The sequence below is a fragment of the Pseudoduganella flava genome, assembly GCF_007830495.1.
GTDB classification, from domain to species: Bacteria; Pseudomonadota; Gammaproteobacteria; order Burkholderiales; family Burkholderiaceae_D; genus Rugamonas; species Rugamonas flava.
This window is the reverse complement of record NZ_VLKW01000001.1, coordinates 30,211-42,760: the sequence shown is the minus strand read 5'-3', so window position 1 is coordinate 42,760 and position 12,550 is coordinate 30,211. Positions and strand designations below refer to the sequence as shown.

At 67.6% G+C, this 12,550-nt stretch carries 12 protein-coding genes; 7 read left to right on the top strand and 5 right to left on the bottom strand.

Going from position 1 to position 12,550, the window contains the following annotated elements; translation table 11 throughout:
• The first annotated feature begins 152 nt into the window (after window positions 1–152).
• From argS to IP92_RS00185, 7 genes are read left to right on the top strand one after another with little or no spacing between them, the layout of a single operon-like run.
• Window positions 153–1,865 (top strand): arginine--tRNA ligase, encoded by a 1,713-nt coding sequence (argS, locus tag IP92_RS00215; protein WP_145872524.1) that lies wholly within the window; start codon window positions 153–155, stop codon window positions 1,863–1,865.
• Between the two features lie 28 nt (window positions 1,866–1,893).
• A complete protein-coding gene (locus IP92_RS00210; protein ID WP_145872523.1) occupies window positions 1,894–2,571 on the top strand; it encodes an SPOR domain-containing protein in 678 nt (225 codons plus the stop codon).
• Window positions 2,572–2,587: 16 nt separating this feature from the next.
• Complete coding sequence (locus IP92_RS00205; RefSeq protein WP_307724828.1) at window positions 2,588–3,256, top strand: thiol:disulfide interchange protein DsbA/DsbL; 669 nt, start codon at window positions 2,588–2,590, stop codon at window positions 3,254–3,256.
• Window positions 3,256–4,029, top strand: a complete 774-nt coding sequence (locus IP92_RS00200) for an SDR family oxidoreductase (protein WP_145872522.1) — start codon at window positions 3,256–3,258, stop codon at window positions 4,027–4,029. The genes IP92_RS00205 and IP92_RS00200 overlap by 1 nt, the downstream gene beginning before the upstream one ends.
• Window positions 4,026–4,823, top strand: a complete 798-nt coding sequence (locus tag IP92_RS00195; protein WP_145872521.1) for a biotin--[acetyl-CoA-carboxylase] ligase — start codon at window positions 4,026–4,028, stop codon at window positions 4,821–4,823. The genes IP92_RS00200 and IP92_RS00195 overlap by 4 nt, the downstream gene beginning before the upstream one ends.
• Entirely contained in the window at window positions 4,820–5,599 is a 780-nt protein-coding gene (locus IP92_RS00190; RefSeq protein WP_229418549.1) for a type III pantothenate kinase, read from the top strand. The genes IP92_RS00195 and IP92_RS00190 overlap by 4 nt, the downstream gene beginning before the upstream one ends.
• Complete coding sequence (locus IP92_RS00185; protein ID WP_145872520.1) at window positions 5,593–6,276, top strand: SPOR domain-containing protein; 684 nt, start codon at window positions 5,593–5,595, stop codon at window positions 6,274–6,276. The genes IP92_RS00190 and IP92_RS00185 overlap by 7 nt, the downstream gene beginning before the upstream one ends.
• A gap of 256 nt (window positions 6,277–6,532) precedes the next feature.
• Here IP92_RS00185 and IP92_RS00180 read toward each other — a convergent pair whose 3' ends face one another.
• From IP92_RS00180 to mreC, 5 genes are read right to left on the bottom strand one after another with little or no spacing between them, the layout of a single operon-like run.
• Entirely contained in the window at window positions 6,533–7,582 is a 1,050-nt protein-coding gene (locus IP92_RS00180; RefSeq protein ID WP_145872519.1) for a septal ring lytic transglycosylase RlpA family protein, read from the bottom strand.
• A complete protein-coding gene (gene rodA / locus IP92_RS00175; RefSeq protein ID WP_145872518.1) occupies window positions 7,582–8,700 on the bottom strand; it encodes a rod shape-determining protein RodA in 1,119 nt (372 codons plus the stop codon). The genes IP92_RS00180 and rodA overlap by 1 nt, the downstream gene beginning before the upstream one ends.
• A gap of 7 nt (window positions 8,701–8,707) precedes the next feature.
• The gene (mrdA, locus tag IP92_RS00170; protein ID WP_145872517.1) at window positions 8,708–10,927 is read right to left on the bottom strand and encodes a penicillin-binding protein 2; all 2,220 of its coding nucleotides are present in this window, start codon (window positions 10,925–10,927) and stop codon (window positions 8,708–8,710) included.
• A 10-nt stretch (window positions 10,928–10,937) separates the two neighbouring features.
• Window positions 10,938–11,450, bottom strand: coding sequence for a rod shape-determining protein MreD (gene mreD / locus IP92_RS00165; RefSeq protein WP_145872516.1), 513 nt, complete (start codon window positions 11,448–11,450; stop codon window positions 10,938–10,940).
• Window positions 11,447–12,550: a rod shape-determining protein MreC gene (gene mreC, locus IP92_RS00160; RefSeq protein WP_145872515.1), complete on the bottom strand. Its 1,104-nt coding sequence runs from the start codon at window positions 12,548–12,550 to the stop codon at window positions 11,447–11,449. Before mreC ends, mreD begins: the two co-directional genes overlap by 4 nt.

The following is a 12,550-nucleotide window of genomic DNA, read 5'->3' as shown; positions in this document are numbered from 1 at the left end:
CGTAATCTTTCCTGATGCTTGGGAGGGCGGGATTGTAGCAGCCGCTCAGCCGGCTCCTTATTGCCGCGAGGCGCAAACCGGTATAATGTCCGATCTTTCAGACGCGTGTAGCGCGTTCTTTACATCGATTTACCTCCCGTCGAATCTAGCCCATGCTCGCCCAACAAAAACAACAGATCGCCGCCCTGTTCCAGGCCGCCCTGGCCCCCCTGCTGGCCGGCGCCGAAGTGACCGCCAACGTGGTTCTGGAGCGCCCGCGCGATCCCGCCCACGGCGATTGCGCCTGCAACATCGCCATGCAACTGGCCAAGCAGCTGAAGATGAACCCGCGCGAACTGGCGCAGAAGATCGTCACCGCGCTGCTGGACAATCCCGAAGGGAAGGCGCTGGTCGCGTCGGCCGACATCGCGGGCCCCGGCTTCATCAACCTGCGCGTCACCGATGCCGCCAAGCAGTCCGTCGTCAAGACCGTGCTGGCCCAGGGTGCCGAATACGGCCGCACCGACGCCGGCGCCGGCAAGCGCGTGATCATCGAATTCGTGTCCGCCAACCCGACCGGCCCGCTGCACGTGGGCCATGGCCGCCAGGCCGCGCTGGGCGATGCGCTGTCGTCGCTGTTCGAAGCGCAGGGCTATGACGTGACGCGCGAGTTCTATTACAACGACGCGGGCGTGCAGATCCACACGCTGGCCGTCTCCGTGCAGGCGCGCGCCCGCGGCTTCAAGCCGGGCGACGCCGAGTGGCCCGAATCGGCCTACAACGGCGACTACATCGCCGATATCGCGGCCGACTTCCTCGCCAAGAAGACCGTGTCGGCCAGCGACGGCGCGCCCGTCACCGGTTCCGGCAATGTGGACGACCTCGAATCGATCCGTGCCTTCGCCGTAACGTACTTGCGCAACGAACAGGACATCGACCTGCAGGCCTTTGGCGTGAAGTTCGACAATTACTACCTGGAGTCGTCGCTGTACAAGGACGGCAAGGTGGAAGCGGCCGTGCAGGCGCTGATCGCCAACGGCCACACGTACGAGGAAGGCGGCGCGCTGTGGCTGCGCACGACCGACTACGGCGACGACAAGGACCGCGTGATGAAGAAGACCGACGGCACCTACACGTACTTCGTGCCGGACGTCGCCTACCACATCGTCAAGTTCCAGCGCGGCTACGGCCAGGCGATCAACGTGCAGGGCTCGGACCACCACGGCACGATCGCCCGCGTGCGCGCCGGCCTGCAGGCCGTCGGCCTGGGCATCCCGCAGGGCTTCCCCGACTACGTGCTGCACAAGATGGTCACCGTGATGAAGGATGGCGCCGAGGTGAAGATCTCCAAGCGTGCCGGCTCCTACGTGACGGTGCGCGACCTGATCGAATGGTCCGGCGGCGGCGACGTCACGAAGGGCCGCGACGCGGTGCGCTTCTTCCTCATCTCGCGCAAGGCCGATACGGAATTCGTGTTCGACGTGGACGTGGCGCTGGCGACCAACGACGAGAACCCCGTCTACTACGTGCAGTACGCGCATGCGCGGATCTGCTCGGCCCTTGCGAACTGGGGCGGCGACGAGGCGCAGCTGGCCGGCGTCGACCTGGCGCCGTTGACGACGCCGCATGAAGCGAGCCTGCTGGCCAAGCTGGCCGCGTATCCGGAAATCCTGCAGCGCGCCCAGTCCGAACTGGGCCCGCACCAGATCGCGTTCTACCTGCGCGAACTGGCCGGCGAACTGCACAGCTACTACTTCGCGCACAAGTGGCTGCTGGACGACAACGAGCCGCTGAAGCTCGCGCGCCTCGCGCTCGTGGTGGCGACGCGGCAGGTGCTGCGCAACGGCCTGGCGCTGATCGGCGTGTCCGCGCCGCAGCAAATGTAACAACGTTCTGAAAGGACTTCGACGCACAATGGCTTTCCGTTCCTCGTTGCGACAACAGGGCAGCACACTGGTAGGCATCATCATCGGCCTCGTCATCGGCCTCGTGATCGCGGTGATCGTGGCGCTGATGATCACGAAGGGGCAATCCCCGTTCACCGAACGGGCGGCGCGCACCGCGAAGCCAGCCGAATCGTCGGGCCAGATCGCCGATCCGAACAAGCCGATGTACGGCAACCGCGAGGCGGTGCGCAGCGCGAACCGCGAATTCGAACGCGATTCGACGGGCGCCGCGCCGGCACCGGCCCGTCCGGCGCCCGCACCCGCCGCCCCGGCCCCGGATCCGCTGCAGGCCGTGGTCGACCGCATCCAGGGCCAGCCGGAACCGAAAGCCACGCCGCCCGCGCCGCTGAACACGGCCGCGCCGCCGGCCCAGGCGGCCGCCCCGGCCCCATCGGCTGCCGGCGAAGACAAGTGGGTTTATTATCTGCAGGCCGGCGCCTACCGCGAGACGTCCGACGCCGAAGCCGTGCGCGCCAAGCTGGCGCTGCTGGGCTTCGAGGCCAGCGTGTCCGATCGCAGCACCGATTCCGGCGTGCTGCATCGCGTGCGCGTGGGACCGTTCACGCAGGTCGAGGCGATGAACAAGGTGCGCAGCAAGCTGTCCGAAAACGGCGTCGACGTGGCCGTTGTCCGCAACCAGAAATGATGGAGAGACGATACACATGCTGAAGAAGATCCTGTTTGCCGCCTGCGCCACGCTGGCCTTCACCGCCGCTGCCGTGGCATCGCCCGCCGCGCCGAAGGAAGGCGCCGAGTACCAGGCCTTGCCGACGCCGCAGCCGACCGACTCCGGCAAGAAGGTGGAAGTGATCGAGTTCTTCGCTTACTGGTGCCCGCACTGCAATACGTTCGACCCGCTGCTGACCGCCTGGGTGAAGAAACAGGGCGACAACATCGTCTTCAAGCGCGTGCACGTGCCGTACAACGAGCGCATGGCGCCGCAGCAGAAGCTGTACTACACGCTCGAATCGATGGGCCTCGCGGACCAGTTCCAGGGCAAGGTGCTGCACGCGCTGCACGAGGAACGCCAGGACTTCACGCGTGACGAGGCGGTGTTCGACTGGGTGGCGAAGAACGGTATCGACAAGCAGAAATTCATCGATACCTACCGTTCGTTCGGCGTGGCCGGCAAGGTGCGCCGCGCCGGCGCGATGATGGATGCCTACAAGATCGAGTACTGGCCGCTGATCGTCGTCGACGGCCGCTGGCAGGCTTCGCCCAGCCTGACGGGCCAGGCCAACAAGGACCTGGACACGGAAGCGAAACAGCAACAGGCCACCACGCAGGTGCTCGACTACCTGGTCGCCAAGGCCAAGGCCGAGAAGAAGTAATGCCCGCGGGGCCGCGCGTCTTCATCACGGGCGCTTCCAGCGGCATCGGCGCCGCGCTCGCGGCCCGCTACGCAAGCGAAGGCGCGACACTCGGCCTGTTCGCCCGCCGGGCTGACGCGCTGGGCGAGCTGGCCGCCGCCCTGCCCTGCCCCACCCACATCTACGCCGGCGACGTGTGCGACCATGCCGCGCTGGCCGATGCCGCACAGGACTTCATCGCCCGCGCCGGCGGCATCGACATCGTCATTGCCAGCGCCGGCATCTCGCACGGCACGCTGACCGAGCGGCCGGAAGACCTGCCCGTGTTCGAATCGATCATCGCCACCAACGTCACGGCGACCGTCGCCACGTTCGCACCGTTCATCGATGCGATGCGCGAGCAGGGTTCCGGCACGCTGGTGGGCATCGCCAGCGTGGCCGGCGTGCGCGGCCTGCCCGGCGGTGGCGGCTACAGCGCATCGAAGGCGGCCGTCGTCACGTATTGCGAATCGCTGCGGCTGGAGATGCGCCGGCACGGCATTCGCGTCGTGACGATCGCGCCGGGCTATATCGACACGCCGATGACGCGCCATAACAAGTACCACATGCCGTTCCTGATGACACCCGAGGCGTTCGCCGAACGGGCCGTGCGCACGATCGCGCGCGGCGCGCGCTACCGCGTGATCCCGTGGCAGATGGGCGTCGTCGCGAAGCTGCTGCGGATGCTGCCGGACGCGCTGTATGATCTCGCCTTTGCCCGCGCGCCGCGCAAGGCCAGGAAGCACGCACCATGACTGAACCGACCACCGCGCCCGATGCCGCCGCGATCCACGCGCGCTGCGCCGCCGGCGCCGCCCACGTGACCATCGAAGCCGTCGCCGAGACGGGATCGACGAACGCCGACCTGCTGGCGCGCGCCGCCGCCGGCACGTTGCGCGGCGCCGTGTTCCGCATCGCCGAACGGCAGACGGCGGGCCGCGGCCGCGCCGGCCGCAGCTGGCTGTCCGCGCCGGGCGCCGCGCTGACGTTCTCGCTGGCGTGGCCGTTGCGCGGTCCGTTGCATCGTCTCGCGGGACTGCCGCTGGCGGTCGGCGTCGCGTTGGCCGAGACGGTTTCCGCACTCGGGGTGCCGGTGCAGCTGAAGTGGCCGAACGACCTGATGAAGGACGGCGCGAAGCTGGCCGGCATTCTCGTCGAGACGCATGCCGCGGCGGACGGCACGATCTGGGCCGTGGTCGGCTGCGGTTTGAACCTCATCATGCCGGACGAACTCGAGGCCGCCATCGGCCGCCAGGTCGCGGCGGCGCCGTGGCTGGCGCGGATGGACCGCAACGAACTCGTGGCCCGGCTGCTGACCCGCCTTGCCGCCGTGCTGGCCGAGTTCGACGACACGGGCTTCGCACCGTTCTGTGAGCGCTGGAACGCGCTGCAGGCATGGCGCGGCGAGCAGGTCAACATCCTCGACAACGGCAACGTGGTGCAGCAAGGCCGCGCGGCCGGCGTCGACGAGCATGGCCGCCTGCTGCTCGATACGCCGCAGGGCCGCGTGGCCGTGCTGTCCGGCGATGTGTCGTTGAGGCTTGCATGAGTGGGGCATCGATGCGCTGGCTGCTGATCGACGCGGGCAATACCCGCGTCAAGTGGGCGCTGGCCGATGCGGCCGCGGCGCCGGGACAATGGCTGGCGCAAGGCGCCGTGCCGCATGCGGACCTGCCGGCGCTGGCGGCGCAATGGCGCCAGGCCGGCGGCGAGCCGCAACGGGTGCTGGTGGCGAACGTGGCCGGTGCCGGTGTGCAGGATGCGCTGGCCGTGCTGCTGGCGGAGTGGGCACCAGCCGCAGTGGTCGAATGGTTCGCTTCCGTGCCCGCGCGGGCGGGCCTGGTCAACGGCTATCGTCAGCCGACACAACTGGGCTGCGACCGTTTCGCTGCGGCGATCGGCGCGCGAGCGCTGGTGCCTGGGAGCGCGGTCGTCGTTGCCAATTGCGGCACCGCGACGACGGTGGATGCGGTGACGGCGGATGGTGTCTTCATCGGCGGCATGATCCTGCCGGGCCTCGCGCTGATGGCCGGCTCGCTGGCGCGCAACACGGCGCAGCTGCCGCAGATCGCACCCGGCGCCGCAGTGCCGCCCGTGTTCGCGGACAATACCGATGACGCGATCCTGTCCGGCTGCCTGTCGGCGCAGGCCGGCGCGATTGAACGGGCGCTTGCCGCGCACGCCGGCGCCGCATGTATCATTTCCGGCGGCGCCGCCGCCTGGGTGATGCCGGCCCTCGCCGTGCCGGCGCGGCACGTGGACAATATCGTGATGATCGGCCTGCACGCGGCGCTGCGGGCGGACCGGATGGACGGGTTATGCTGAAATTTTCCTTCTTCCTGCTGCTGGCCGCGAATGCCGTCGTATTTGCCGTCGGCCAGGGGTATGTCGGCAATCTCGCGGATGGCGAGCGCGAACCCGCGCGGCTGAACAAGCAGCTGAACGCGCAGTACCTGAAGGTGATTCCGGCCGCACAGGCCACCGCCGCAGCGGCAGCCGCCGCGCCCCCGCCGCCCGCGCCGAAGGATGAAGCGGTGACGGTCGCGTGCCTGGAGGTCGGCAACTTCGTGCTGGCCGACGCGCGACGCTTCGAAACGCAGCTCGAGGCGCTGGAGCTGGGCGACCGCCAGTCGCGCCGCAACGTGCCGGGGCAGGAAGTGTCGAGCTACATCGTCAACATCCCGCCGCTGGCGAGCCGGGAAGCGGCCAACCGCAAGGCCGCCGAACTGCGCGCGAAAGGCATCGAGAACCTGTACGTCATCCCGGACAACCAACCGCTGCGCCTGGCCATCTCGCTGGGCGTGTTCAAGCAGGAAGCGGCCGCGCAGGCGCAGCTGGCGGCGCTCGTGAAGCAAGGCGTCACCGGCGCCCGCATCACGCCGCGCTACGCGCCATCGAAGCAGATCGTCTTCCAGTTCCGCGACATCGGCAGCGAGACCCGCAGCCGCATCGAAGCGCTCGTCGCCAAGCTCGACGGCAAAGAACTCCGCAAGTGCCAATAGCGCGCCAATCAGCGTAGCGAAAACACCACAAAAACCGTTGCACTTCCGATGGGGACTGTCCCTCGATTCAGGAAATATTTCCAAATTCGAGGGACAGTCCCCTTTCGTCTTGCGGCGCCGAAGCCTTTGCTTCACAAGCCTTCGATAAGCAAACCGTGGCGCCGTGGCCACAAAAAGCGGCGGATGGGCGACAGGGACTGTCCCTCGATTCAGGAAATATTTCCAAATTCGAGGGACAGTCCCTCGAATTTGGAAATTAGTTGATTTCGCGCTGGACGATCAGCGGCTTCAGGCGCAGGGCTGTCGGCAGGCGGGCGGCGGCGGCGGCCGCTTCTTCGCGGGAGCCGAACGGGCCGCCGTACAGGCGGTACAGGGAGCCCGCCTGCACCACTTCGAAGTCGCTGCCGCGCGTGGCGCCGGCGAGGCGGTCGCGCATCGCGGCCGCGCTGGTCTCTTTCGAGTACGCGCCCAGCTGCAGGTAATAGCCGCCTGCGGACGGGGCCTGCGCGTCCGGTGCGGTGGCGCGCGTCAGGATGAAGCTTTCCAGCTCGTCAGGGCCGGCCGATGCCAGAAGCGGTGCGCCCGGCTGCAGCGCGGAGACGGGCACGCCTTCGACGGCTGCGATCACGACGCCGGCCTTGCGCGCGGCGGCCATGCGCTCGATCTCGTCCGGCATGATGCGGGTGACTTCCAGCTGGCTGCTGCCGTTCGCCAGCAAGCCCAGTTTCAGCGCCGCCGTGTACGACACGTCGATCACGCGCGACGAATGGAACGGCCCGCGGTCGTTCACGCGCACCACCACCGACTTCCCGTTCGACAGGTTCGTCACCCGCGCATACGACGGGATCGGCAGCACCGGGTGCGCCGCCGTCATCTTGTACATGTCGTACAGTTCGCCGGACGACGTGCGCTGGCCGTGGAACTTCTTGCCATACCACGTGCCCATGCCGCGCTGCGTGTACGGCTTGTCGTTCGCGATCGGTTCGTAGGTCGTGCCGAGCACCGTGTACGGGCGGTTGGCGCGCGCGATCGGCGGGTCGTTGCGTACCTCGGCATCCGGCACCTGCATCAGGTTCGGCGGCGGGTCGTCGCCGGGGCCGTCGTCCTTGTAGTAGCCGCCCCGGCCCGAGCCGGCCGGCGGCAGGTCGGGCACGCCTGGCTCGCGGTGCTTCGGCTTGACCTTCGGCGCGCCCGGCAAGTGGCTGATGATGTCGGGACCGCTGCAGCCGGCCAGCGCCAACAGCGCGGCAAGCAATGCGCAGGTGGGAACGCGTCCGAGACGCTGTGCGATCGTCGGCCCCGCCATCAGGTCTGCACCAGCTTACGGTGGCGCTGCACGCTCATCAGGATGCCGGACGCAATCCCCAGCGTCAGCAGCGCGGTGCCGCCATAGCTCATGAACGGCAGCGGCACGCCGACGACCGGCAGGATGCCGCTCACCATGCCCATGTTGACGAAGGCATAGGTGAAGAAGATCATCGTCGTGGCGCCCGCCAGCAGGCGGGTGAAGAAGTTCGGCGCGTTCGCGCAGATCATCAGGCCGCGGCCGATCAGCAGCAGGTACAGCAGCATCAGGAACAGGTTGCCGGCCAGGCCGAACTCCTCGGAATACACGGCGAAGATGAAGTCGGTCGTGCGCTCCGGGATGAATTCCAGGTGCGCCTGGGTACCCTTGGTCCAGCCCTTGCCCGTGATGCCGCCGGAACCCACGGCGATCGTCGACTGAATGATGTGGAAGCCCTTGCCCAGCGGGTCGGACGTCGGGTCGATCAGCGTCATCACGCGCTCGCGCTGGTAGTCGTGCATCATCGACCAGGCGATCGGCATCATGCACGCGCCTGCGACGATCAACGCGGCAATCGCCTTCCACGGCAGGCCTGCCAGGTAAATCACGCAAAAGCCCGCGGCCACCACGAGCAGCGCCGTACCCAGGTCCGGCTGCCGCGCGATCAGTCCCACCGGCAACAGCAACAGCAACGCGCCCAACGCATACGAATGCCAGCGCAGATGGCCCTGCTGGTGCTGGAAGAACCACGCCAGCATCAGCGGCACGGCCAGTTTGGCCAGCTCGGAAGGCTGGATGTCGATGACGCCGATGTGCAGCCAGCGCCGCGCGCCCAGCTTGATCGTGCCGACCAGCGCCACGGCGACCAGCAGCAGCATCGTCACCACGTAGGCAGGCACGGCGATCCGCATCATGTTCTGCGGGGAGATGTTGGCCGCCACCCACATCACGAAGAACGACATCGCGATATTGCGCAGCTGGTCCTCGATCTTGCCCGGAATACCGATGCTGGCCGAGTACAGCGTGACCAGGCTTGTCGTCAGCAGCAATACCAGCACCGTCAGCAGCGGCGGGTCGAACACCGCCACATACGGACGCAGCCGCCGCCACAGCGATCGTCGTTCGTTAATCCTCGTCATTGTTCACTCACTGTCTCTGCGCCGGCGGCAGCGCGGCCGGGGGTTGCGTGGGCCGCGGCGGCACTGGCGCGGGGCCGCGCGTTGGTGCAGGTGCCGGCTTGACCTTGGGCCGCTCCGGCATCAGGCCAGGAGCCGCCTGGGCCGCGGGTGCCGCCGGGACGCCCGGCTTGCGTGCCGGGGCCTGCGTACTGACCTGAGAACCTGCCTGAGAACCGGCCGGTGCGCCGGTTGCCGCCGAGGGTTCGTCGGCCTGCTGCGCGGCGCGCTGTTCGAGCGCCAGCGCCGCCTCTTCCTCGGCCGCCGGGCCTTCGACGGGCGCCAGCACCTCGGCATCCTCCTTCGGCACCGGGGTCGTGTTCTTTTCCGTCGGCCGCTTGCCGAGGATCCAGTAGTCGAGCACCTTGCGGGCGATCGGCGCGGCGACCTGGCCGCCGAAGCCCGCGTTCTCGACCACCATCGCCAGCACGATCTTCGGCTTGTCCGCCGGCGCGAACGCGGTGAACAGCGCGTTGTCGCGCAGCCGCTCGGCCAGCGTGTTGGCGTTGTACTTCTCGTTGGCCCTGATGCCGACGACCTGCGCGGTACCGGTCTTGCCGCCCACCGTGTAGCCGGCATTCAGGAACGCATTGTAGGCGGTGGCGCCCGGCTCGGTCGTCACGCCCACCATCGCGTCCTTGATGAAGTCGATGTTCTGCTGCTTCAGCGGGATGCGGTAGCTTTCCTTCGGCACTGTCAGCGTGCGCGCCTTGGTCGAGCCGTCCTCGATGATCTTCACGAGGTGGGGTTTCATCACGATGCCGTTGTTGGCCAGGTTCGCCACCGCGTGGGCGATCTGCAGCGGCGTGTACGAGTTGTAGCCGGAGCCGTTCGATACCGAGATCGTGTCGCCGCCAACCCACTTGCCGGCCGCCGGGTTCTTCTTGTAGCGGGCCCGCTTCCATTCGGGCGACGGCAGCACGCCCGTCTTTTCGCTCTCCAGGTCGATGCCGGTCTTCTGGCCGAAGCCGAACGGCTTCATGAAGTCGTGGATCGCGTCGATGCCCATGTCGCGGCCCAGCTGGTAGTAGTACGTGTTGCACGAGACGACGATCGACTTGCGCATGTCCACCATGCCGTGGCCGCCCGGCTTATCGTCGCGGAACTTGTGATTGCCGAGGTACATATAGCCCGGGTCCGAGATCGCCTGGCCCGGCGTGCGCTTGCCCAGCTCCAGCGCGGCCAGCGCCATGAACGGCTTGAACGTGGAACCCGGTGCATAGGTGCCGGACAGCGGCCGGTTCACCATCGGCCGGTCCAGCGACGTGTTCAATTCGTTCCAGCTCTGCGCGTCGATGCCGTCGACGAACAGGTTCGGGTCGTAGCCGGGGCGCGACACATAGGCCAGCACGTCGCCGGTGGACGGTTCGATCGCCACCAGCGCGCCGCGATATTCGCCGAACGCTTCCTCGGCGATCTTCTGCAGCTCGATGTCGATCGACAGGATCAGGTTGCTGCCGGACGTCGGCGGCGTGCGCGACAGCGTGCGGATCGCCCGGCCGCCGGCCGACACTTCCACTTCCTCGTAGCCGGTAATGCCGTGCAGGTGCTTCTCGTAGCTCTTCTCCAGGCCTTCCTTGCCGATGTAGTCGGTACCGTTGTAGTTCGCGGCATCCTCGTGCTGCTCGATCGCTTTCGCCTCGCTCGCGTTGATGCGGCCGATGTAGCCGATCACGTGCGAGGCCGTCTCGCCCAGCGGGTAATTGCGGAACAGGCGGGCCTGCACCTCGACGCCGGGGAAGCGGTAGCGGTTCGCCGTGAAGCGTGCCACCTCCTCGTCGGACAGGCGGGTACGCAGCGGCACGCTGGCGAAGTTCTTCGACTCTTCCATCAGCTTCTTGAAGCGGCGCCGGTCCTTCGGCGTCACCTCGACCACGGTGGCCAGCTGGTCGATCATCTCTTCCAATGGAATGCGCAGCTTCGATGGCGTGATCTCGAGCGTATAGGCCGAGTAGTTGCGCGCCAGGACGACGCCGTTGCGGTCGAGGATCAGGCCGCGGTTCGGCTGCACCGGCACGACGGCGATGCGGTTGTCCTCCGCCTGCGCCATGTAATCGTTGTGCTTGACCACCTGCAGCCAGACGAAGCGGGCCAGCAGCAGACCGAAGCAGATGAACACGAGCACGCCAAGCACGGACAGCCGCACCCGGAACAGATACAACTCGCGTTCGTTGTTCTTCAGCTCAGTCATCGATTCCCCGTCAGATCGGGCGGGTATGGTCTTTGTCGACGGCGCGGCGCTGCGGCGCCAGCAGGATTATCGTCACGACGGGCCACAGCAGCGCCGAGATGAAGCTCTCGGTGAAGTACAGCCAGCCGGGGAACTTGCCGGACACGATGAAGCGCACCAGCAGCTGCACGGCCTGCGCCAGCAACAGCAGCGGCAGCACGTGCATCGCCTGCACGGACAGGCGGAACCACAGCACGCGCCGGTGCATCATGATCGCGCAATAGGACAGCAACGTATACGCCAGCGCGTTCTCGCCCAGCAGCGTGGCGTCGTGCACGTCCATCAACAGGCCCAGGAAGAACGCGGTGCCGATGCCGACCTTGCGCGGCTGGTGCACGCCCCAGAACACGAGCACCAGCGCGACGAAGTCCGGCGCGGCGACGAAGCGCCCCCACGGCAACAGGTTCAGCAGGAACGCCGCGAACAGGCTGATCGCGATGAAGATCGGGCTGACGGGCAGCAGGATGTACTGGGGACGGTTCATCGGGTTTCCTTCGGCGCCGCCGGCGCGGGTGCCGGGGTGGCAGGTGCGGCGGGCGCAGGCGCCGTCGGACGCAGGCCCGGTGCAGCGGTGGCGGTTGCCGGTGCCGTTGCGCCGGCAACCGCCGGTGCAACCGCCGCGGGGGCTGCCGTGGTGGGCGAAGCGGCGGAGCCGGCCGGTGCGGCGGCGGTGCCTGCGGCGGCAGCGTCCTTGTCCTTTTTCTTCTTGACCGGTTTCGTCACTTCCTCTTCCGGAGGGCGCGGCGGCATCTCCGGCAGCGACATCAGGATCAGCAGCTGGGTATGCCGCTCGATGCCCGCCAGCGGCTGGCACACGACGCGGCCGAACATGCCGTTCGCGCTGTTCTCGACTTGCGTGACGCGGGCCACCGCGAGGCCGGCCGGATAGATGCCGTCGATGCCGGACGTGATCAGGATGTCGCCGACGACGACGTCCGCGTTCGGCGCCATGAAGCGCAGGTCGAGGTTGCCGGACTGGCCGCGGCCATAAGCCACGCTGCGCAAGCCGTTGCGCAGCACCTGCACGGGAATGGCCTGCTCCTTGTCGGTCAGCAGCGTCACTTCGGAAGTAAATGGGAACACGCGCGTCACCTGGCCGACGACGCCCTGGTTGTCGATCACCGGCAAGCCGGGACGCACACCCTGCTGGGTGCCGCGGTTCAGGATGACCTTGCGGGTGAAGACGTCGCGCGCGTCGTACAGGATCTCGGCCAGCATCGTCTTGGCCGGCACTTTCTCACGCGCTTCCAGCAGGCGGCGCAGCTGCGCGTTCTCGACCTGCGTGAGCTGGGCCTGCTGCAGCGTCTGCGCCGTGGCGATCTGCTGCGTCTTCAGGTCGCGCACCTGCTTCTCGAGCGCCGACAGCGTGGAAAAATAACTGCCCATGCCGACCAGCGCATCGCGCGGGAGCATCGCCACGACCTGCAGCGGATACAGCGCGGTGCCGACGGCCTGGCGCACGACCGCCAGCGCGCCCACGCGCGAGTCGGCCAGCAGCAACGCAATCGAAATGCACGCGCAGATCATCATCTTGGCGCGGGCGGACGCCCCTTGCTTGAAGAGTGGCGGCGGACTGTATTCCAT